Annotated in this window: 22 protein-coding genes; 18 read left to right on the forward strand and 4 right to left on the reverse strand. The window is 61.8% G+C overall.

Annotation, left to right across the window (positions count from 1 at the left end):
- Positions 1 to 5: 5 nt before the first annotated feature.
- Both RPE78_RS04725 and RPE78_RS04730 read right to left on the reverse strand, forming a co-directional pair.
- Positions 6 to 341 (reverse strand): Na+/H+ antiporter subunit C, encoded by a 336-nt coding sequence (locus RPE78_RS04725; protein WP_339108348.1) that lies wholly within the window; start codon positions 339 to 341, stop codon positions 6 to 8.
- A complete protein-coding gene (locus tag RPE78_RS04730; RefSeq protein WP_339108349.1) occupies positions 341 to 3,355 on the reverse strand; it encodes a monovalent cation/H+ antiporter subunit A in 3,015 nt (1,004 codons plus the stop codon). The genes RPE78_RS04725 and RPE78_RS04730 overlap by 1 nt, the downstream gene beginning before the upstream one ends.
- Before the next feature lie 415 nt (positions 3,356 to 3,770).
- Here RPE78_RS04730 and RPE78_RS04735 point away from each other — a divergent pair, with 415 nt between their 5' ends.
- The 4 genes from RPE78_RS04735 to RPE78_RS04750 are packed head-to-tail and all read left to right on the forward strand — an operon-like array spanning position 3,771 to position 8,676.
- Positions 3,771 to 5,414: a glucan biosynthesis protein G gene (locus tag RPE78_RS04735; protein ID WP_339108350.1), complete on the forward strand. Its 1,644-nt coding sequence runs from the start codon at positions 3,771 to 3,773 to the stop codon at positions 5,412 to 5,414.
- Positions 5,411 to 5,605, forward strand: a complete 195-nt coding sequence (locus tag RPE78_RS04740; RefSeq protein ID WP_339108351.1) for a hypothetical protein — start codon at positions 5,411 to 5,413, stop codon at positions 5,603 to 5,605. Before RPE78_RS04735 ends, RPE78_RS04740 begins: the two co-directional genes overlap by 4 nt.
- Before the next feature lie 25 nt (positions 5,606 to 5,630).
- Entirely contained in the window at positions 5,631 to 7,412 is a 1,782-nt protein-coding gene (mdoH, locus tag RPE78_RS04745; RefSeq protein ID WP_406721365.1) for a glucans biosynthesis glucosyltransferase MdoH, read from the forward strand.
- Entirely contained in the window at positions 7,405 to 8,676 is a 1,272-nt protein-coding gene (locus tag RPE78_RS04750; protein ID WP_339108353.1) for an OpgC domain-containing protein, read from the forward strand. Before mdoH ends, RPE78_RS04750 begins: the two co-directional genes overlap by 8 nt.
- A gap of 93 nt (positions 8,677 to 8,769) precedes the next feature.
- On the opposite strand, the gene RPE78_RS04755 is transcribed toward RPE78_RS04750, so the two are convergent.
- The gene (locus RPE78_RS04755) at positions 8,770 to 9,654 is read right to left on the reverse strand and encodes a LysR family transcriptional regulator (protein ID WP_339108354.1); all 885 of its coding nucleotides are present in this window, start codon (positions 9,652 to 9,654) and stop codon (positions 8,770 to 8,772) included.
- 115 nt (positions 9,655 to 9,769) lie between these two features.
- Here RPE78_RS04755 and RPE78_RS04760 point away from each other — a divergent pair, with 115 nt between their 5' ends.
- From RPE78_RS04760 to trmD, 10 genes are all read left to right on the forward strand, one after another.
- A complete protein-coding gene (locus tag RPE78_RS04760; protein ID WP_339108355.1) occupies positions 9,770 to 10,339 on the forward strand; it encodes an NAD(P)H-dependent oxidoreductase in 570 nt (189 codons plus the stop codon).
- Between the two features lie 72 nt (positions 10,340 to 10,411).
- Entirely contained in the window at positions 10,412 to 10,747 is a 336-nt protein-coding gene (locus RPE78_RS04765; RefSeq protein WP_406721366.1) for an antibiotic biosynthesis monooxygenase family protein, read from the forward strand.
- A 177-nt stretch (positions 10,748 to 10,924) separates the two neighbouring features.
- Positions 10,925 to 12,430 (forward strand): signal recognition particle protein, encoded by a 1,506-nt coding sequence (gene ffh / locus RPE78_RS04770; RefSeq protein ID WP_339108357.1) that lies wholly within the window; start codon positions 10,925 to 10,927, stop codon positions 12,428 to 12,430.
- Positions 12,430 to 12,942, forward strand: a complete 513-nt coding sequence (locus tag RPE78_RS04775) for a GNAT family N-acetyltransferase (protein ID WP_339108358.1) — start codon at positions 12,430 to 12,432, stop codon at positions 12,940 to 12,942. The genes ffh and RPE78_RS04775 overlap by 1 nt, the downstream gene beginning before the upstream one ends.
- Positions 12,939 to 13,475, forward strand: a complete 537-nt coding sequence (locus tag RPE78_RS04780) for a GNAT family N-acetyltransferase (RefSeq protein WP_406721368.1) — start codon at positions 12,939 to 12,941, stop codon at positions 13,473 to 13,475. The genes RPE78_RS04775 and RPE78_RS04780 overlap by 4 nt, the downstream gene beginning before the upstream one ends.
- The gene (locus RPE78_RS04785) at positions 13,472 to 13,768 is read left to right on the forward strand and encodes a chorismate mutase (RefSeq protein ID WP_339108360.1); all 297 of its coding nucleotides are present in this window, start codon (positions 13,472 to 13,474) and stop codon (positions 13,766 to 13,768) included. Before RPE78_RS04780 ends, RPE78_RS04785 begins: the two co-directional genes overlap by 4 nt.
- A 48-nt stretch (positions 13,769 to 13,816) precedes the next feature.
- The gene (rpsP, locus tag RPE78_RS04790) at positions 13,817 to 14,179 is read left to right on the forward strand and encodes a 30S ribosomal protein S16 (protein WP_339108361.1); all 363 of its coding nucleotides are present in this window, start codon (positions 13,817 to 13,819) and stop codon (positions 14,177 to 14,179) included.
- 2 nt (positions 14,180 to 14,181) lie between these two features.
- Complete coding sequence (gene bluB / locus RPE78_RS04795) at positions 14,182 to 14,823, forward strand: 5,6-dimethylbenzimidazole synthase (RefSeq protein ID WP_339108362.1); 642 nt, start codon at positions 14,182 to 14,184, stop codon at positions 14,821 to 14,823.
- 3 nt (positions 14,824 to 14,826) lie between these two features.
- Entirely contained in the window at positions 14,827 to 15,327 is a 501-nt protein-coding gene (rimM, locus tag RPE78_RS04800) for a ribosome maturation factor RimM (protein WP_339108363.1), read from the forward strand.
- A 60-nt stretch (positions 15,328 to 15,387) separates the two neighbouring features.
- Entirely contained in the window at positions 15,388 to 16,215 is an 828-nt protein-coding gene (gene trmD / locus RPE78_RS04805) for a tRNA (guanosine(37)-N1)-methyltransferase TrmD (protein WP_339109446.1), read from the forward strand.
- Here the strand turns inward: trmD and RPE78_RS04810 are convergent.
- Positions 16,163 to 17,254: an acyltransferase family protein gene (locus RPE78_RS04810; protein WP_406721369.1), complete on the reverse strand. Its 1,092-nt coding sequence runs from the start codon at positions 17,252 to 17,254 to the stop codon at positions 16,163 to 16,165. The genes trmD and RPE78_RS04810 overlap by 53 nt on opposite strands.
- 353 nt (positions 17,255 to 17,607) lie before the next feature.
- Here RPE78_RS04810 and rplS point away from each other — a divergent pair, with 353 nt between their 5' ends.
- From rplS to RPE78_RS04830, 4 genes are all read left to right on the forward strand, one after another.
- Entirely contained in the window at positions 17,608 to 17,985 is a 378-nt protein-coding gene (gene rplS / locus RPE78_RS04815) for a 50S ribosomal protein L19 (protein ID WP_339108365.1), read from the forward strand.
- 11 nt (positions 17,986 to 17,996) lie between these two features.
- Positions 17,997 to 18,218 carry a 50S ribosomal protein L31 gene (gene rpmE, locus RPE78_RS04820; protein WP_339108366.1) on the forward strand — a complete coding sequence of 74 codons (222 nt, stop codon included), beginning with the start codon at positions 17,997 to 17,999 and terminating at the stop codon, positions 18,216 to 18,218.
- Between the two features lie 215 nt (positions 18,219 to 18,433).
- Positions 18,434 to 19,300 carry a Hint domain-containing protein gene (locus RPE78_RS04825; protein ID WP_406721370.1) on the forward strand — a complete coding sequence of 289 codons (867 nt, stop codon included), beginning with the start codon at positions 18,434 to 18,436 and terminating at the stop codon, positions 19,298 to 19,300.
- Between the two features lie 130 nt (positions 19,301 to 19,430).
- Positions 19,431 to 20,240 (forward strand): division plane positioning ATPase MipZ, encoded by an 810-nt coding sequence (locus RPE78_RS04830; protein ID WP_406721372.1) that lies wholly within the window; start codon positions 19,431 to 19,433, stop codon positions 20,238 to 20,240.
- Positions 20,241 to 20,252: the final 12 nt, after the last annotated feature.

Raw genomic sequence — 20,252 nt, forward strand, 5'->3', positions numbered from 1 at the left:
CTGTCTTATTTTTCCTTCTCGTCATCGAGGTCGATATAGTCATCGCCCGCCTCGATGAAGGCGCCAAGCGCCAGCATCACAGTCACCGAGGTCATCCCGAAGCTGATCACGATGGCGGTCAGCACCAGAGCCTGCGGGATGGGGTCGGTGTAGTTTGTCACACCGTCCTGCAGGATCGGCGGCATATTCACCGCCAGACGCCCCGTCGCAAAGAGGAACAGGTTCACCGCATAGGACAGCATCGTCATGCCCAGAACCACCGGAAAGACCCTCAGCCGCAGGATCAGATAGATCCCCGCCGCTGTCATCACGCCGATTGCGCTTGCAACCAAGGCTTCCATCAGTGGGCTCCCCCGTTCTTGTCGCCGTCTTTGCTATCGTCTTTTCTGGCTTGGTCCTCGTAGCGTTCCATCAGATAACGCTCCTCGAAACCGCCATCCTCGCGCTGCGCCAGCCAGCGCCGCGGCACCACGGTGCCTTCGGGGAAGTTCTGGATACCGACCTCGGCCACAGTGCGGGCCTCGGGGCGCTCTGCCAGAATATGGGCCGCGCGCTCTTCGGTGGGCATGGCGGCCCGCCGTGCCAGACGCGACAGCCCCCCCAGCGCCAGCAGGACCGAGCCCACCACCCCGAGGAACACGCCCAGATCGAACCCCATCGCGGTGGCCAGCTCGAATTTATCGAGGAAGGGCAGCTTGAAATAGCCGAAATCCGAGGTCAGGAAGGGCTTGCCATTGAACCACGCACCAACGCCCGTGATCCCCGCGGCCAGCACCCCCAGCCCGATCAGCTGGTGGTAATAGATCTTCTGCCGCGCCTGCGTCCACGCAAAGCCCGACGAGATATACTGCATGACCAGCGCGATCGCGACGATCAGACCGGCGATAAAGCCCCCGCCCGGCAGGTTGTGGCCGCGCAGGAAGATGAACACCCCGAAGACCAGCGCGATGGGCATCATGACACGGGTCACGATCAGCATCATCAGCGGGTGCTTGTCGCCCGCACGGATCATATCGGGACGCCATGCGATCAGCTTGCGCGAGCCGGTGCCGTTCAGCAGCGCCTCGGTCAGCGCAAAGATCACCAGCGCCGCGATCCCCAGAACGGTGACCTCGCCATAGGTATCATAGCCACGGAAATCGACGAGGATCACGTTCACCACGTTATCGCCGCCCGCGAGGTTATAGCTATTGGCCAGATGGTATTCCGACATCGACGGGAAGGCGAAATCGCGCATCATCAGCGCGTAGATCAACGAGCCGGTGCCCAGCCCCACCACCGCCGAGAAGATCTTGTCGAAATGGCGTTTGAGGTTGCTGGTCTCGGGGGCGGTGACCTTGGGCAGGAAGTTCAGCGCCAGAAGCATCAGCACCGCCGTCACCACCTCGACCGAGATTTGCGTCAGCGCAAGGTCGGGGGCCGAGAGATAGATGAAGCAGATCGACACGATCAGCCCGACAATCCCCACCAGCACCAGCGCAAGGAAACGGTTGCGGTGATAGGCGGCCACACAGAAGGTCGCGGTGACCAGCATGATCCAGCCCACCAGTGCCACGGGGCTGATCGGCAGCATCTGGCGGGTTTGCGGCCCCTGATCGCCCGTGGTCCATGCCCAGAACCCGATGGCCAGCGCGGTAAAGGCGAAAATCATCAGATAGCGCGCCATCGACCCGTTATGCAGCCCCGAGGTGAACAACCGCGCCGCGCAGGCGCAGCGCTCCACCACCCAGTCGAAGATCGACTTGGCCTCGGGACGCGGCATGGCATCCCAGATCGCGCGCAGCGGGTTGAAGGCCGCCAACACCAGAAGACCACCCGCAACCGCGAGGCCCGACATCATCAGGGCAGGCGTGATGCCGTGCCAGATGGCCAGGTGCAGATGCGCGCCCAGCGGCGCACCGATCACGGCCTGCGCCACGGTGGTGACGAAAGGATCCATCAGGAAAGGGAAACAGCCGATCAGCAGCACAAGGGCGGCAAGAAAGGCAGGGCTGGCCCACATGCCAAAGCCCGGATCATGCGGTTTATGCGGATAGTCGTCGCGCACCGGCCCCATGAAACCGTGCCAGATAAAGCGGAAGGAATAGGCCGCCGACAGAAGCGCCGCAATGGTCGCCAAAACCGGAATGAGCCACGGCGTACCGGCCCAAACGGTATGCGAGGCCTCCTCCAGCATCAGCTCTTTCGACAGGAACCCGTTGAAGAAGGGAATCCCCGCCATCGACAGGGTCGCGATCGTGGCGATCGTGAAGGTCACCGGCATCAGTTTGCGCAACCCGCCCAGACGTTTCAGATCGCGGGTATGGGCTTCGTGGTCCACGATACCCGCGGTCATGAAAAGCGCGGCCTTGAAGGTTGCGTGGTTAATGATGTGGAAGACCCCGGCCACAACGCCCGCTTGCGTGCCAAGCCCGAAACAGAAGGTGATCAGCCCCAGATGCGAAACGGTCGAGAAGGCCAGCAGCCCCTTCATGTCATCCTTGAAGATCGCGATCTTGGCCGCGATCAGCATGGTGAACAACCCGACACTGACCACGATATAGAACCATTCCGGCGTGCCCGACAGCGCAGGCCAGAGCCGCGCCATCAGGAACAGACCTGCCTTCACCATCGTGGCCGAATGCAGGTAGCTCGAGACCGGCGTGGGGGCTGCCATTGCATGCGGCAGCCAGAAGTGGAACGGAAACTGCGCCGATTTCGTGAAGGCCCCCAGCAGGATCAGGATCAGCGCCGGAAGATAGAGGTCCGACGACTGGATCGCCTCCCTCGCCGCAAGAATATCGGAGATCGTATAGCTGCCCGCGATATGGCCAAGGATCATCATCCCCGCAATCATCGCCAAGCCCCCTGCCCCCGTCACGGTCAGCGCCATGCGCGCGCCCTGACGTCCTTCGGGGAGGTGTTTCCAATAGCCGATCAGCAGGAAGGACGACAGCGAGGTCAACTCCCAGAAGATCAACAAAAGCAGGATGTTATTGGAAAGGACAATCCCCACCATCGCACCCTGGAACAGCATTAGATAGGTGTAGAACTGCCCCACCGGATCTTTCGATGACAGGTAATAGCGCGCATAAAGGATCACCAGAAGGCCGATCCCGAGAATCAGCGTCGCAAACAGCATGCCGAGCCCGTCGATCATGAATTCGACATTCAGCCCCAGCCAAGGCATCCAGTCGATTCTGGTGCGGATCACTTCGCCCGCCATGACGTCGGGCAGATGCAGAAGAAGCCCCAGAAGCGCGAGGCCGGAACAGATCGCCACCGAAATCGCTGTTGTATTCCGGCCGGTGCGGATCAGAACACCAGGGAGCAGCGCCCCCAGAAATGGCAAGACGGCAATTATAGCAGGTGACATTGCTCTCCGGTCCGTTCAAGGGCATAGCTGTTTCACGCCCACCCGCGCTGGACCGCGCGAGATGTCGCAAGGTGGCTGATCAATCCACCTTTAACTGCGAATTCCCCTCCCCCGTGTCAAGGGAAACTGGGGCGAATCGAACACGGCATATTCACGGAACCGTCAAATCGAAAACCGACAGAAATGCCCCCAAAGCGCGTGGTTAACAACAAAAGACCCAAATTTCGCCCGAGATTTGGGCGGGTTTTTGCCTGCTCTCTCCCCAAACAAGCGCAATTATGCGGAACAAACCACAGTAGGTTGCTGTTCTGCACATTGAATATCAACCTCTATTGCACATCGTGACGCTTCAAGAGTATGCCTCAGCGGCAGAGGTTCACGTGATAGGGAACTTCCTGAGATTACTGGATAATACATGATTAAAACTGCCAAGAATGCCCGCACCGTCCCGACCCGCCGTCAAGTGATGGCCCATCTTGCCGCAGGCACGATGCTGGGTGGCGTCTTGGCAGGGGCTCCGCTTTGGGCGCAGGACGCGGCAGAGGACACACCCGCCGCAGATGCCGCGCAACCGGCCCTGCCCCCCGCAGCCGAAACCCAGCCCTTCAGTTTTGACAGCCTGACCATCGAGATGCGCGAGGCGGCAAAGCAGCCCGCAACCGCACCGCAAAAGGTCGACGGCTTCCTGTCGAAGCTCGATTATGACGCCTATCGCATGATCCGTTTCAACCCCGAGCATGCGCGCTTTGCCGATGGCGACCACCCGCAATTCACCCTGCAGGCCTTCCATATGGGCTGGCTGTTCCGCGAACCGGTGCTGATTTACGAGGTCAAGGACGGTCAGGCGCAGGCGATGAGCTTCTCGACCGATGACTTCGTCTACGAGCGTAAAGCCCGCGAGATCGTCCCCGAACATGCCCCCCTGCCCGGCGTGGCGGGCTTCCGTCTGCATCATCCGCTCAACCGCCCCGATGTGCTGGACGAGCTTGTGGCCTTTCAGGGCGCATCCTATTTCCGCGCGCTTGGCCGCAATTCGCAATACGGGCTTTCGGCCCGCGGTCTGGCCGTGAATACCGGCCTGTCGGTTGCCGAGGAATTCCCGCGCTTCCGCCGTTTCTGGGTCGAGCGTCCGGCAGAAAATGCCAAGACGGTGACCGTCTATGCCGCGATGGACAGCGCCTCGCTGACAGGAGCCTACCGGTTTGTGATCACGCCCGGTGAAGCGACGGTGATGGACGTGACCGCCCGCCTGTTCCTGCGCGCCGATGTGCAGCAACTTGGCGTGGCACCGCTTACCTCGATGTTCCTCTATGCCGACCGCTCGCGCGACCGTTTCGACGATTTCCGCCCGCAGGTGCATGACAGCGACGGCCTCATGATCGAGAAAGCCAGTGGCGAGCGCGTCTGGCGCCCGCTGGCCAATCCCGAGCGTCTGGCCTCCAGTTATTTCAGCGAATCGACTCCGAAAAGCTTCGGCCTTTACCAGCGTGATCGCGAGTTCGAGCAATATCAGGATGCATGGGCCCGCTACGAGCGCCGCCCGTCGCTGAAAGTCGAGCCGACCAGTGATTGGGGCGATGGCATGGTGCGCCTTGTCGAGATCCCCTCCGAGGCCGAGGCCAATGATAATATCGTCGCGTTCTGGGTCCCCAAAGACGGGGCCAAGGCGGGACAAGAGCGAGAATTCTCCTATCGGCTCAGTTGGGGGGATCTTCCCCTTGATCCGAACGAGGGTATCGCCCATGTAAAAGAGACCTTCGCCGGCGCCGGCGGAGTTGCGGGCAGCAATGATAAGACCCGGAAGTTCGTTGTGGACTTCGCAGGCGGGCGTATCGCAAACCTTCCCTCTGACGCGGTTGCCGATCTGAAAGTCGTCAACACGATCAGCGGGGGCACTATCACCAACCAGAGCTTCTCAAAAATCCCAGATCACGACATATGGCGACTTGTGATGGATGTAGACGCCGAAGACGGTTCGACTGTGGAACTCACAGCCTACCTTCAGGGTTATGGTGCTAAGCAATCTGAAACTTGGGCTTACCAATGGATCAAAGCATGACCGTAATTACCTCCCCCGCGGCGGTGGACACCGTCAAACTTGAACCGCAGGACCTGATCTCGGGTCCCTGCGCCCTGCCGGACGCGCCGATGGCGATGCCTGTGCAGGTTCTCGAACGTGAAGGCGCCGGATTCTGGCATGCGCTGCTTGCGGTTCTTCCGCAGCCGATGCGTGCACATGGGCGCAGCTGATCGCACCGAATAGGAGCGAAATATCATGACCGTCGGACGCCTGTTCCTCTGGGCTTTGCGTAGTTTTGCGATTGCACTGAGCCTGGTGGCAGGCGGCGGTGCATTCGTATTGTTTCTGCAATTCGGCTCTGCAGATGGGCTGGATGTGTTCGACGTCGTGCGCGCCGTTCTTATCCTTATCTCAACACTCTGGCTGGCATGGGGGGCCGTTCAGGCCCTCATCGGGCTGACAACCCGCGCCAAGCCCCCGAAATATGACGCGAACGCCCCGATCGAGGGGCGGACCGTCATCCTGATGCCGGTCTATAATGAAGACCCGCTTTACACCTTCACCCGTCTGGCGGCGATGGACGCTTCGCTTCAAGACGCGCAGGCCAGGGCCGGCACCTCTGCCGAGGTGCATTTCGCCATTCTCTCCGACACGCGCAATGATCTGACCGCGCGCCGCGAAGAGCAGCTTTTTGCCAAGCTGGTGGCGGAGCGCAACGGGATGGGCCGGTACTACTACCGCCGCCGCGAGAACAATACCGGCAAAAAGGCCGGTAATATCGAGGATTTCATCACCCGCTCCGGTGGTGCCTATGATTTTGCGCTGATCCTTGATGCCGATAGCCTGATGGAAGGCGAGACCATCTTGCAGATGGCCCGCCGCATGGAGGCCGAGCCGCGTCTGGGCCTGTTGCAGACGCTGCCGAAAGTCATTCGGGCGCGGTCGCATTTCGGACGGGCCATGCAGTTTTCGGCCGCGTTCTTCTCCCCCGTTTTCGCGCGGGGCCTTGCCATGATGCAGGGCCGCACCGGCCCGTTCTGGGGCCATAACGCGATGGTGCGCACCCGCGCCTTTGCCGAGTGCTGCGGCCTGCCCACGCTGCGGGGCAAGCCGCCCTTTGGCGGCCATGTGATGAGCCATGACTATGTCGAAGCCGCACTTCTGGCGCGTGGTGGCTGGATCGTGCGGCTGGATGACGATCTGGAAGGCTCCTTCGAGGAAGGCCCCGAGAATATCGTCGATCACGCCAAACGCGACCGCCGCTGGTGTCAGGGGAACCTGCAACATAGCCGCGTCATCAACGCCCCCGGCCTGCGCATGTGGTCGCGCTTTGTTTTCGCGCAGGGCATCATGGCCTATATCGCCCCCCTGTTCTGGCTGGCATTCATTCTGGCCTCGATCGGCGCGATGGCCTTTGTCGCGCCGCCCAACTACTTCCCCGAGCCCAACTGGCCCTTCCCCTATTTCCCGCCCTCCGAAGCCTCCAAGGCCATCGGTCTGTTCATCGGGATCATCGGCCTGCTGCTTCTGCCGAAGATGCTGATTGCCGCGCGGGCATGGCTGGATGGCACCGCCCGCGGCTTCGGCGGTGGGGCGAATGCCCTTGCAGGCACGGTCTGCGAACTGCTGATCAGCTCGGTCAACGCACCGATCCTGCTGATGTTCTCGACCCGCTCCGTGCTTCAGGTCCTGTTCGGGGCCGATGGTGGCTGGCCCACCAATAACCGCGGGGACGGCACTCTTGGTTTTCGTGATGGGTTCAAGGCCTCGTGGTGGATTGTGCTTATCGGCGCGCTTGGCTTATGGGCCACTTGGGTGTATGCACCGGGTCTGTTCTGGTGGCTTTCACCCGTCGGCATTCCGATGATTCTGGCGCCTTTCATCATTTCGATGACCTCGCGCACGGCCAAAGGAAACCTGTTCGGAACCCCCACGGAATATCACGCAGCCCCGATCATGGTGCTGCATGACCGGATTCTCAACAATTGGTCGGCTGAACCGGAGGCTTCGACCATAGAGGAAAAACACCATGCCTGAAGCTCGGTCCGCGCGCGATCCGCGGCTGGATTTCTTCCGCGGCATCGCCTTGGCGATGATATTCGTCAATCATATCCCGCATCAGATCTATGAAAATTTCACCTCGCGCAATTTCGGGCATTCCGATGCCGCCGAGGGGTTTGTGTTCATGTCCGGTCTGGCCGCCGCTCTGGCCTATGGTCCGAAACTGGCAGAGGGTTTCAACCGGCAGAGCTTCGGCAAGATCTGGGGCCGGTCCTGGACGCTCTATATGACGCATCTTGTGATCACCTTCTGGGTCATCGCGATCTTCGCCGGTGGTGCGCTCTTTTTCGGCGGCGACAAGCTGTTGACGATGAACGCTTTCGGCCCGCTGGCAAAGCAGCCGCTGGAATGGTTGATCGGCCTTGCCACGCTGAGCCATCAACTGGGATATGTGAATATCCTGCCGATGTATGCCGCGCTGATGATCGCCGCGCCCTTCATGATCCGCTTCTCGCAGGTGGCCCCGATGAAGCTGCTGGCGGTCTCGCTGAGCCTATGGGCGCTGGCGGGCACCTTCCGGCTGAACTTCCCGAATTTCCCCTATGAGGGCGGCTGGTTCTTCAACCCGCTCTCGTGGCAGCTGATCTTCTGTATCGGTATCCTGACCGGCACGGCAATGCGTGGCGGCAAGCGGTTTCTGGGGGTGCACAAGCCCTTGGTGATCCTTGCGGGGCTATGGCTGGTCATGGCGGCGATCTGGGTCAATAACGCATGGATGCTGCGCACTTGGGGTCCGGCGCTTGGCAGCCTCAAAGATCATGGCGTGCCCTTCTTCCTTGTGACCTTCGACAAAACCTTCCTGTCGCTGCCGCGCTTCCTGCATGTGCTGGCGCTGGTCTATATTCTGTCGATGCCCTATCTCGTGCCGCAGATTGCCGCCTCCAAAGCCGCAGCGCCCCTGCGTATGCTGGGCCGCCACGGCCTGAAAGTCTTTGCCTTCGGCACCGTTCTGGCCATCTTCGCCCAAGCGGTGAAAGTGGTGCATCCGGGAGGGCTGCTGCAAGATACGGTTCTTGTCTGGGGCGGGCTGGCCATCCTTTACGCGATTGCCCGTATCTCGGAATGGATGCGTGCCAAACCCGTCGCGCGGGACGTGCCTGCGGCCCGTACCATGCCGCGCGAGGACATGCCCGGCGACCTCCTGCGGCCCGGTGCGCCCGCCCTTGCGCTGCCGCGGCTGTCGCTGCCCTCGTCGATTCCGGTCGTCCAGCCCGAAGTGCCACGCCGCGCCGAACATTGAAAAAAAGGCCACGGAACGCTCCGTGGCCTTTATCCATTTCGGGGGGCTGCCCGGAGCCCGCGGCCCAAAGCGCATAATCTTCGGGTTCGGGCCTCAGTTCGGGCGCGGGCTGCCGATCAGATCCTTCAGCACTTTCAGCACCGCCTGCACCTTTGCCGTGCGATGCAGATCGACATGGGTCACCAGCCAGAGCGAGGATTCCCATTCCGGTCGCGGCGGCAGAACCTCGACCATCCGGCTGTCGGAGCGGCCTTCGTTATAAGGCACGAAGCCCAGACCAAGCCCCTGCCGCACAGCCGCCAGCTGGCTCTCATGGTCATTGGCACGGAAAACAACGCATTCATCGGGCACGGCATTGCTCATCCAGCGCCAGAAAGGCGCGCGGCTGTCCCGTTGCTCCGGCCCGATGAAACGGTGCTGGTCCAGCGTCTCTTCGGTCGGCATGCCATAACGCTCGACATAGCTCTTGCCCGCATAAAGGCCGGTGCGGTTGGCGCAAAGCTGCTGCACCACGTTATCAGGTTCGGTCGGGCGGTTACCAGCACGAATGGCCACATGCGCCTCGCCATATTCCAGCCGGAACACGCGCTGATCGGTCAGATAGCGCAGTTGCAGCTTGGGATGGTCTACCAGCATCTGTTCCAGCGCCGGCAGGATCAGGGTCGAGATTGTCGGCAGGGACGTCACGATCAGCTCGCCCGACACTTCCTCTCCTGCCCCGGCAATCCGGGCCGCCAGCTGGCTGAACTGGTCTTCGGTAGCCTGCCCTACGGCCAGAAGCTGATGCCCCGCTTCGGTCGGCGTATAGCCGCGCGGATGCCGCTGGAACAGCTTCGTCCCCAACCGCGCCTCCAGCGCGTCGACATGGCGGATCACGGTCGCATGGTGGACACCAAGCACCTCGGCTGCCCCCGAAACCGTGCCGACCCGCGCCACTTGATAGGCCGTTCTGATTTCATCCCAATTATCGAAACTCATGCTGTGCACCCGCGAACAAATTCCGTGCGATCATGCCAGTTGAGTTCAAGGTAGCAAGAGGCAATCTTGCGCCAGACTAAAAAATCCTCCCCATTCTTCGCTATTGGAGATTCCAATGACCATTCTGCGCATCGATAGCTCGATCAAGGGCGATGCTTCCGTGACCCGCAAACTGACGGGCATGATCTGCGAGAAACTCGGCGGCGACGTCGTCACCCGCGACACCACCGGCCTGCCGCTGATTGATGGCGTATGGCTGGGCGCGGCCTACACCCCCGCCGAGAACCGCACCGCCGAGCAGAAAGAGCTGCTGAAACAATCCGACGCGCTGATTGCCGAGCTCAAAGCCGCCGACGAGATCGTCATCGGCATGCCGCTTTACAATTTTGGCGTGACCGGCCCGCTGAAAGCATGGATCGATATGATCTGCCGCGTCGGCGAGACCTTCCGTTACACCGAATCCGGCCCCGAAGGTCTGGTATCGCCCAAGCGCGTCTTCGTGGCCTATGCCTCGGGCGGCGTGCCGCAAGGGTCGGGCTATGACATCGCGTCGAGCTACATCAAGCAGGTTCTGGCCTTTATCGGCCTGACCGATGTGACCTTCGTCTCTGCCGAGGGCGTGGCTATGGGCGAGGCGGAAGCCATTGCCAAAGCACAAGAGCAGATCAAGGGCCTTGCCGCCTGAGCTCTGCCGGTTGTAGTGTACGAGTATGGCCCGCGACATGGCGTTGCGGGCCTTTTTCATGGAGCGCCACCAATGTCCCGTTTCGCGCCCCTGCCGGACCCGCCCTATCACGCGGTCATCTTTTCGTCGCAGCTTGGGCCGGACCAGGCGGGCTATGGCGAAATGGCGGATCTTCTGGCCGATCTGGCCGCCAAGCAGCCGGGCTATATCGGGGCCGAGTCGCTGCGCGACAGCCACGGCTATGGCATTACGATCAGCTATTGGCGCGATGCCGAAGCGGTGCGCGGCTGGAAGCAGGTCTCGACCCACCTGATGGCGCAGAAACTGGGCAAGACCCGCTGGTATGATCATTATACCCTGCGCGTGGCCTGCATCGAACGCCAGTATGAGGGCCCCGACGGACGGTAACGCCCCGCAATCGCCTTGCGCGGTTGACTCCGCAGCCCTTTTTGACTAAGTGTCCCGAGATTCCCCGGAGGACGAGCCCTCCGGTCCCCGCATGAGGCGGGGATCGCCACCAGTCAGCGCGTTGCGCCCACTGGTGCGCTTGTCGTTTGTCTGATGCCCTTATGCAAGGAGGGAGCCATGTTCGAGAGCCTTTCAGATCGCCTTGGCGGTGTGTTCGACCGGCTGACCAAGCAGGGGGCATTGTCCGCTGATGACGTAAAGACCGCGCTGCGCGAAGTACGCACCGCGCTCCTTGAGGCCGATGTCTCGCTGCCGGTGGTGCGGTCCTTCGTGAAGGCCGTCGAGGCCAAGGCGACCGGTGCCGCCGTGACCAAATCCATCACCCCCGGCCAGCAGGTCGTGAAGATCGTCCATGACGAGCTGATCGCCATGCTTGCGGGCGATGATGACGCCGGAGCGCTGAAAATCGACAACCCGCCTGCGCCGATCCTGATGGTCGGTCTGCAGGGCTCGGGTAAGACCACCACCACTGCCAAACTGGCCCGCCGCCTGAAAGAGCGCGAGAAAAAGCGCGTGCTGATGGCGTCTTTGGATATCTACCGTCCGGCGGCAATGGAGCAGCTGGCCATTCTGGGCAACCAGATCGGCGTTGACACGCTGCCCATCGTGCAGGGCGAGAGCGCCGTGCAGATTGCCAAACGTGCAAAGCAGCAGGCCACTCTGGGCGGCTATGACGTCTATATCCTCGATACCGCGGGCCGCCTGCATATCGATCAGGTGCTGATGTCCGAGGTCCAGCAGGTCCGCGACGTTGCCAACCCGCGCGAGACGCTGCTGGTGGTCGACGGGCTGACCGGTCAGGTCGCTGTCGAGGTCGCGCAGGAATTCGAGGAAAAAGTCGGCATCTCCGGCGTTGTCCTGACCCGTATGGACGGCGATGGCCGTGGCGGTGCGGCGCTGTCGATGCGCGCGACCACCGGCAAGCCGATCCGCTTTGTGGGTCTGGGCGAGAAGATGGAGGCGCTTGAAACCTTCGAGGCCGAGCGTATCGCGGGCCGTATCCTTGGCATGGGCGATATCGTCGCTCTTGTGGAAAAGGCGCAGGAGGTCTTCGAGAAAGAGGCCGCCGAGCGTATGATGAAGCGGTTCCAGAAGGGCCTCTTCAACATGAACGACCTGAAGTCCCAGCTTGAGCAGATGCAGAAGATGGGCGGCATGCAGGGCGTGATGTCGATGATGCCGGGCATGGGCAAGATGGCCAAACAGGCCGAATCCGCCGGTTTCGACGACAAGATGATCCGCCGCCAGATCGCGCTGATCCAGTCGATGACCAAGGAAGAACGCGCCAAGCCCGAGATGCTGAAAGCCTCGCGCAAGGAGCGTATCGCCAAAGGTGCGGGCATGGATGTGGCCGAGCTGAACAAGCTTCTGAAGATGCAGCGCCAGATGGGCGACACCATGAAGAAGCTGGGCAAGATGAAGGGCGGCGCCCTGAAACGCGCTATGGCCGCGATGACCGGCAAATTCGGCGGTCTGCCCAATGCGGGCGAGATGGACCCCGCCAAAATGGAAGAAGCCACCAAGATGCTGGGCCAGACCCTGCCGAAGAACATGCCCGGACTGGGTGGCATGGGCGGTCTTGGGGGCTTGGGTGGCCTTGGGGGCTTTGGCAAGAAGAAGTAATGGTCGCGCCCGTCCTTCATACCGAGCGCCTGACGCTGCGTCCGCATGACATGTCGGATTTCCCCGCTTTTGCGGAGGTGATGAAGTCTGCGCGGGCGCGCTATCTGGGCGGGCCGCATGATGTGAAGGCGGCGTGGTTCCATTTTGCCTCAGACGTGGCGCAATGGGCGCTGAAGGGCTGTGGTGCGCTGGCTGTGGTACGCAAATCCGACCGCCAGCTGGTGGGTCAGGTGACGCTGAACGACTTGCCGCATTTTCCTGAACGCGAGTTGGGCTGGATTGCCTTCACCGGCTTCGAAGGTCAGGGCTATATGACCGAAGCGGCACGCAAGATGCGCGATTTCGCGGCCACCGACCTGAACTGGAAGCGCCCGCTGGTCAGCTATATCATGCCCGGCAATGCGCGTTCGGTCGCGCTGGCCGAACGCATCGGGGCCAAGCTGGACCGTGATGCGCTGCCTGCGGTGAAGGGCCAGCTGGTCTATCGCCACCCGATGGGAGGTCAGCCATGATCGCGCTGTCCCCTACCCCCGTACTGCATAGCAAGGCGTTGGTTTTGCGGGCGCCCGCGGCCCATGACTATCCGCATTGGCGCGACTTTCAGGCCTCTGAACGGTCGGTCTTTATCCGCCCTGCCCCCGAGTTTGACGAAGGGCTGGTCTGGCGGGCTTGGGCTGCGGTGATCGGCCATTGGGTCATGCATGGCTGGGGGCCTTTCGTGGTGACCCCCCAAGACAGCGACCGTGGTCTGGGCCTTGTCGGCCCGTGGCAACCGCATGGCTGGCCCGAGGCGGAAATCCTGTGGAATCTGTGGGATGGCGCCAATGAGGGCCGTGGCCTCATGGCCGAAGCTGCCGCAATGGCGCGCGCCCATCTTTACACCGATCTGGGCTGGGACAGCGTTGTCAGCTATGTCGATGCCGCCAATACCCGCTCTGCCGCGCTGGCCGAGCGTCTGGGCTGCCGCCTTGATCCGCAGGCCGCCACGCCGCTTGGCAAGCCCTGCCTTGTTTACCGCCATCCCAAGCCGGAGGACCTTGCATGAGTGATGCAACCAGCCGCGCCGCAGAGCTTCTCAAGGAGCACCGCGACAGTATCGACCGTCTGGATGCGGTGATGATCTATACGCTCGCCGAGCGCTTTGCCCAGACCCAAGCGGTGGGCAAGCTGAAAGCAGAGCACGACCTTCCTCCCTCGGATCCCGACCGGGAGAAGACCCAGATCGCACGTCTGGAAAAACTGGCCGACGACAGCGGTCTCGACCCGGAATTTGCAAAGAAATTCCTGAATTTCGTGATCTCGGAAGTCATCCGGCATCACGAACAGTTCCAAAAGTAACGGACCCCGAAACAGGTCCGACACCAGCCATTCAAAGGAGATCAACCCATGGCTATGAAAATCCGTCTCGCACGCGGTGGTTCCAAAAAGCGCCCCTTCTACGCAATCGTTGCTTCCGACTCGCGCATGCCGCGTGACGGCCGCTTCCTCGAGAAGCTGGGCACCTACAACCCGCTGCTGGCAAAAGACAGCGAAGAGCGCGTGAAAATGAACATGGAGCGCGTTCAGTACTGGCTGAGCAAAGGCGCACAGCCGACCGACCGTGTGGCACGCTTCCTTGAAAACGCCGGTGCTCTGCCGAAAACCGAGCGTAAGAACATGAAGAAAGCAGAGCCGGGCAAGAAAGCCCAAGAGCGCGCAAAAGAAAAAGCCGAGAAAGCCGCTGCGGCTGCTGAGGCCTCCGAGGCCTGATCTTGGACGCGTTCTCCCCCGAGTTCCGCGAGGATCTGCACAGGTTGATGCTGTGGCGGCGTGATGTGCGCCGCTTCCGCACCGATCCTGTGCCCGAAGAGATCCTTGCACGGGGGCTGGACGCATTTTCCCGCGCGCCATCGGTCGGCCTGTCCGAACCGTGGCGCGTGATCAATGTCGAAAGCGCCGCGGCCCGTGCTGCGGCGCTTTCCAATTTCCAGACCGCCAATGCCGAAGCGCTGGCCGCCTATCAGGCCGGTGGCGACATTGATCGCGCGACGCTCTATGCGGGGCTGAAACTTTCGGGCATGCAGAAAGCCCCTGTCCAGCTGGCGGTGTTTTGCGATACCGGCACGGTCAAAGGGGCCGGTCTGGGGGCCAGATCCATGCCCGAAATGCGTGCCTATTCGGTCGTGGCAGCCATGACGATGATGTGGCTTGCCCTTCGCGCCGAGGGGGTGGGGATGGGCTGGGTGTCTATTCTGGACCCCGAGGCACTGGCAAAATCGCTGGATGTGCCTGAGAGCTGGAAATTGATCGGCTATTTGTGTATCGGCTGGCCGGAACGGTCGCAGCCGACCCCCGAGCTGGAGCAGCTTGGCTGGGAAACCCGCGACGGGCTGCCCAAACTAGAGCGGAGATAAGCCATGACAGAACGGACCTGTGTCGGAGCCATTGCGGGCGCTTTCGGGGTCAAGGGCGAGGTGCGGCTGAAGAGCTTCTGCGCCGACCCGCTGGCCATTGCCGATTACGCGCCGCTTTACACCGAAGACGGCAAGCGCGCCTTTGATCTGACCGATCTGCGCGCGATCAAGGGCGGCATCGGCGCCTATCTGAGCGGCGTCGAGACGAAAGAAGAGGCCGATGCGCTGAAGGGCGTCTCGCTCTGGGTGGATCGCGATATGCTGCCCCATCTCCCCGATGACGAATTCTATCACGCCGATCTGATCGGACTGACGGTTGTGGATACCGGCGGCGCGGTGCTCGGGTCGGTGCGCGCCGTGCAGAATTATGGCGCGGGCGATTTTCTGGAAATCACCACAGCAGGCGAGAGCCAGCCCCTGCTCTTGCCCTTCACTATGGCCGTTGTGCCGACCGTCGATCTGACCGCAGGCCGGATCGTGGCGGATCCGCCCGAAGACGTATAAGACATGACCGACACTCCCGAAGACACCCCGAAAAAGGGCGCGATGCGCCTTGGCAATCTGATGGGCAATGCAGCGCAGGCCGAAGCGGTCCCGCCGAAGGCAAGCCGTTCGCATGGGCGGGTGTCGATCAGCGCCAGCCTTCAGGTCCGGTCCTTGATGGACGAGCCCGTGCAGCTTTCCCGCGCGTGGAAGGCCAAGATTGTCACGCTGTTTCCCGAGGCTTTTCCGGGGGTTCTGGGGCTGTCGCTGACCGGCAAGGCCCGCGATCAGGGGCTTTGGGCGCTGGAGACCATCAACCTGCGCAGCTTTGGCGTGGGCAAGCATCGCAATGTGGATGATACCCCCGCAGGCGGTGGCGCGGGCATGGTGCTGCGCCCCGATGTGGTGGGCGCGGCGCTAAAAGAGGCGGCGCGCGGCGTGGACCCGCAGGCCGACTGGCCGGTGGTCTATATGTCCCCGCGCGGCAAGCGGTTTGATCAGGCGATGGCGCGGCGCTTTGCGGCGGCCGACGGGATGACCATCCTGTGTGGGCGCTTTGAAGGCGTAGACGAGCGCGTGCTCGAGCATTTCGGCATCGAGGAAGTCTCGATGGGGGATTTCGTCCTGACAGGGGGCGAGTTGCCCGCGCAGGCGATGATCGACGCCACCGTGCGCCTTTTGCCCGGTGTGCTGGGCAATGCCGACTCGGCGGTGGAGGAAAGCCATTCCAACGGGCTTCTGGAACATCCGCAATATACCCGCCCCGCCGAATGGGAGGGCCGCGCCATCCCCGAGGTGCTGATGTCCGGCCATCACGGCAAGATCGAGAAATGGCGCCGCGAGATGAGCGAAAAGATCACCGCCGAGCGTCGCCCTGATATGTGGGACGCGCATCAGTCCAAGCGCTAGGCCGCAGGCGCGCCCGCACGGGAGCGCGGGTATTGAGCCAAGACAGGACCGGCGTCTCGATCCAGCGATAGCCAAGCAGACCGACCCCGACCAGCAGCACGGCTTCAGCCACAAAAATCAGCCCCGCATCCGTGGTCCAGCGCGTCAGCCCGACATAGACCAGCGGCAGGGCCAGGTGATGGGCGAGATAGATCGAAAAACTGGCATCGCCGCAATATTCCAGCCAGCGCAGGCGGAACGTGCTGCGGGCGGCCACCAGCGTAAGCACGGCGCAGGCCGTGCCGAACCCCGCCACCGTTCCAAGGTCATATTTCCCCTGCCCCGCCCAAAGCGCCATCACCGCGACGCCCGCAAAGGCAAGCACCGTGCCGCGCCCCCCGATCCGGAATGCGGGCAGCTTCTGATGGGCGATCGCGGCAAGGATTCCCAGCAGGAAAAGAAGATTGGCGCTGGAGAACGCGGTCACCCACAGAATATCGGGCGCGTGCCGCATCGGGGATGGTACCCCCGCAGGCACAAGCGCCGATGCCAGCATCCACCCGCCGAACAGCCATGCAAAACCGCGCGGCGAGAGGAAAAGGACAAGGAAGACCAGATAGAACAGCGCCTCGTGGCGCAAGGACCAGAGCACGCCGGGATAGGGTTTTTCAAGCGGCAGAAGGAAGGCGGAGGACAGCCATGAGGTAAAACCGCCGCCACTGGCGTCCGCACCGAAACGGCCCGCCACTGCCACGATGCCCACCCACGCCGTCGCCGCGATCAGCGTGAAGGGCAGGATGCGGCTGACACGTTTATAGGCAAAGCGCCCCAAGGCTGCGCGCTGGCCTGCCTCGTGGTGATGGACCTGCCAGAGGATAAAACCGCTCAGCACAAAAAACAGCCCCACGCCGCGCGCGCCCAGATCCAGCGATTGTGCCAGACTGGCCACTCCGAGATTTCCCCAAAGCTGGTCAAGAATATGGTGCCCCACCACGGCCAATGCCGCGATTGCCCGCAAAATCTGCAAAGCGGGCAAGCGTTTGGTTTCCGGCTTGGACATTCATGGCACCCCGACTGACACTCGTACCGGCGCAGGGTGGCAGATCGGGGTTAAAAGACTGATAGTCCGATCCGGACGAGCGGGCCGAAATTCGGACGGCGCGGTGCTTCTATGCTTGATCGAAACCGCATTTGGCCGTATAGCGCGCAGGTCCGTACCGGAATCGGTGACCGGACCTTTTTTCTGTAACCACGCGGCGGCGCCTTCACCGCCACATTGCGGCCTGAAAAAAGCAGCTAAAGGATGACCTGAATCCTCCGGTGGGCGCAGTATGGCGGACCCGCGAAGACCCGGAGCTCTGAGGCGTGAAACCACCTTCACGGCAATACCGTGAGTAGATGAAAGGACATGCGATGAACCTGATCGCACAACTCGAGGCGGAACAAATCGCCAGCCTCGGCAAAACCATTCCGGATTTCAAAGCCGGCGACACCGTTCGCGTTGGCTATAAAGTGACCGAAGGCACCCGCTCGCGTGTTCAGATGTATGAAGGCGTCTGCATCTCGCGCAAAGGCGGTTCGACCCTTGCTGCCTCGTTCACCGTTCGCAAGATCTCCTTCGGCGAAGGCGTGGAGCGTGTGTTCCCGCTGTACTCGACCAACATCGACTCGATCGAAGTCGTGCGTCGTGGCCGTGTGCGCCGTGCGAAACTCTACTACCTGCGTTCGCGTCGCGGTAAATCGGCACGTATCGCCGAAGACACCACCTACAAACCCAAAACCGAAGCTTGAGGAGCGGATCGATGAAAGCGGAAATTCATCCCGATTACCACACCATCACCATCAAGATGACCGATGGTTCCTCCTACGAAACGCGCTCGACCTGGGGCAAAGATGGCGACACCATGACCCTCGACATCGACCCGACCTCGCACCCGGCATGGACCGGTGCAAGCTCGCGCCTGATGGACACCGGTGGCCGCGTGTCGAAGTTCAAAAACAAATATGCCGGTCTGGGCTTCTGATCCGACCTGCCGTTATGATGAAGGGCGTGCCACTGGCGCGCCCTTTTTCGTTGCGCCCCATTTTTCATTGCGCCCGTTCGATCGCGAAGGAAGGGTTTCCTTGGCTAACCGCCAATCTCCATAAGAACAAATATACGCCGGATCACCGTCCCTGACACGTTGAACAGATGGGTTCTCGCCTCGCGCATGTGGCTGCCCCCAGACAGGAGACCGGCATGACCCAGAGCAATAACAACGCTTCAAACGGCACCACGCAGGGAAATGCGCAGGGCGCTTCGGGGCAGCAGGATAATTGCAACAGCCAGTCCAGCGACCATCAGGACGCGTGCAATAGCCAGCCATCCTCCCCCCAAGGGCATGACGACACCTGCAACACCGGTGGTCAGGGCAATTCCGGCTCTGGCACGCTTCCTCCCGATGGAAATGGGGGCAACCACCACGAGGATGACTGCAACGGGTCCGATGACAACCATAACGGGGTGCCCTGCTTCACCCCCGGTGCGCAGATCATGACGGCGCAGGGGCCGCGCAGGATCGAGGAACTCCGGTTGGGCGATCAGGTCGTGACCCGCGACAACGGGCTACAGGCGATCCGCTGGCTGGGGGCCAGGAGCCTGGGGGCAGAGGCGCTGGACGCCCCCGCCTTGCGCCCCATCCGCATTCCGGCAGGCAGTCTGGGCGATGGTCTGCCCGCCATTGATCTGCTGGTCAGCCCGCAGCACCGGATGCTTCTGCGCGGGCCGGAACTGCAACTGGCTTTTTCGGAAGACGAAATGCTGATTGCGGCGACCCATCTTTGTGGGGCGCGCGGCATCCATGCGATCCGGCCCGACAGCGTGACCTATATCCACATGATGTTCGACCACCACGAGGTGGTTCTGGCCAATGGCGTCTGGAGCGAGAGCTTCCAGCCCGGCTGCCAGGTGATGGGCGCGATGGAGACGGCGCAGCGCACCGAAATCCTGACGCTGTTTCCGGCCTTGGAAGGGGCTCTGGAGGGCGGCACCCCCGAGCAGGCCTATCCCGCCGCGCGCGCCAGCCTGAAAGGCCCCGAAGCCATTCTGGCCCGTCAGATGATGTAACACGACATCAATATCTTACCCACATGTGACAAAGCGGAAACTCTTGTGCAACTCCGCTTTCCCCGCTGTGCCTTCCCCCCTATAGTCACGTCATAAAGATCACCCGCAAGATGACGTGAGGACGGCAGAGTTGGCGCATATCATCGTGACTGGCAATGAAAAGGGCGGGTCGGGCAAATCGACCACCTCCATGCATGTAGCAACGGCGCTGGTGCGCATGGGGTGGCGCGTGGGCGCGCTGGATCTTGACCTGCGCCAACGCTCTATGGGGCGCTATGTCGAAAACCGTCGCGCCTTTATGGAGCGCGAGGGCGTTACCCTGCCCTGCCCCGATTATCGCACATTGCCCGAGATCGACGCCGCCAGCCTGCCTCCGGGCGAGAACCCCTATGACTACCGCCTGTCCGCAGCGGTGACCGAGCTGGAGGCAAGCTGCGACTTCATCATGATCGACTGTCCCGGTTCGCATACGCGGCTCAGTCAGGTCGCGCATTCTCTGGCCGACACGCTGATCACGCCGCTCAATGACAGCTTTATCGATTTCGACCTTCTGGCACGGATTGACCCGAATACATCAAAGGTCACAGGGCCATCGATCTATTCGGAGATGGTCTGGTCGGCACGTCAGTTGCGCGCCCGTGCGGGGATGAAGCCCATTGACTGGATCGTGCTGCGCAACCGTCTGGGTGCCCAACAGATGCATAACAAACGCAAGGTCGGAGCCGCGCTTGAACAGCTATCGAAGCGAATCGGGTTCCGTGTTGCGCCGGGCTTCTCCGAGCGGGTCATCTTCCGCGAACTCTTTCCGCGCGGCATCACATTGCTGGATCTGAAGGATCTGGGCGTCGAGAACCTGAACATGTCAAATATCGCCGCCCGGCAGGAATTGCGCGATCTGATGAAAGAGTTGAACCTGCCGGGGGTCGAGGTCGATTTCTGAACGCCGCATCAG

It is taken from the genome of Thioclava litoralis, assembly GCF_045278885.1.
Taxonomy (GTDB): Bacteria; Pseudomonadota; Alphaproteobacteria; order Rhodobacterales; family Rhodobacteraceae; genus Thioclava; species Thioclava litoralis.

Coding starts and splice junctions, on each gene's coding strand:
- RPE78_RS04725 (WP_339108348.1), bottom strand. CDS start 341: ATGGAAGCCTTGGTTGCAAGCGCAATCGGCGTGATGACAGCGGCGGGG.
- RPE78_RS04730 (WP_339108349.1), bottom strand. CDS start 3,355: ATGTCACCTGCTATAATTGCCGTCTTGCCATTTCTGGGGGCGCTGCTC.
- RPE78_RS04735 (WP_339108350.1), top strand. CDS start 3,771: ATGATTAAAACTGCCAAGAATGCCCGCACCGTCCCGACCCGCCGTCAA.
- RPE78_RS04740 (WP_339108351.1), top strand. CDS start 5,411: ATGACCGTAATTACCTCCCCCGCGGCGGTGGACACCGTCAAACTTGAA.
- mdoH (WP_406721365.1), top strand. CDS start 5,631: ATGACCGTCGGACGCCTGTTCCTCTGGGCTTTGCGTAGTTTTGCGATT.
- RPE78_RS04750 (WP_339108353.1), top strand. CDS start 7,405: ATGCCTGAAGCTCGGTCCGCGCGCGATCCGCGGCTGGATTTCTTCCGC.
- RPE78_RS04755 (WP_339108354.1), bottom strand. CDS start 9,654: ATGAGTTTCGATAATTGGGATGAAATCAGAACGGCCTATCAAGTGGCG.
- RPE78_RS04760 (WP_339108355.1), top strand. CDS start 9,770: ATGACCATTCTGCGCATCGATAGCTCGATCAAGGGCGATGCTTCCGTG.
- RPE78_RS04765 (WP_406721366.1), top strand. CDS start 10,412: ATGTCCCGTTTCGCGCCCCTGCCGGACCCGCCCTATCACGCGGTCATC.
- ffh (WP_339108357.1), top strand. CDS start 10,925: ATGTTCGAGAGCCTTTCAGATCGCCTTGGCGGTGTGTTCGACCGGCTG.
- RPE78_RS04775 (WP_339108358.1), top strand. CDS start 12,430: ATGGTCGCGCCCGTCCTTCATACCGAGCGCCTGACGCTGCGTCCGCAT.
- RPE78_RS04780 (WP_406721368.1), top strand. CDS start 12,939: ATGATCGCGCTGTCCCCTACCCCCGTACTGCATAGCAAGGCGTTGGTT.
- RPE78_RS04785 (WP_339108360.1), top strand. CDS start 13,472: ATGAGTGATGCAACCAGCCGCGCCGCAGAGCTTCTCAAGGAGCACCGC.
- rpsP (WP_339108361.1), top strand. CDS start 13,817: ATGGCTATGAAAATCCGTCTCGCACGCGGTGGTTCCAAAAAGCGCCCC.
- rimM (WP_339108363.1), top strand. CDS start 14,827: ATGACAGAACGGACCTGTGTCGGAGCCATTGCGGGCGCTTTCGGGGTC.
- trmD (WP_339109446.1), top strand. CDS start 15,388: ATGGGCAATGCAGCGCAGGCCGAAGCGGTCCCGCCGAAGGCAAGCCGT.
- RPE78_RS04810 (WP_406721369.1), bottom strand. CDS start 17,254: ATGTCCAAGCCGGAAACCAAACGCTTGCCCGCTTTGCAGATTTTGCGG.
- rplS (WP_339108365.1), top strand. CDS start 17,608: ATGAACCTGATCGCACAACTCGAGGCGGAACAAATCGCCAGCCTCGGC.
- rpmE (WP_339108366.1), top strand. CDS start 17,997: ATGAAAGCGGAAATTCATCCCGATTACCACACCATCACCATCAAGATG.
- RPE78_RS04825 (WP_406721370.1), top strand. CDS start 18,434: ATGACCCAGAGCAATAACAACGCTTCAAACGGCACCACGCAGGGAAAT.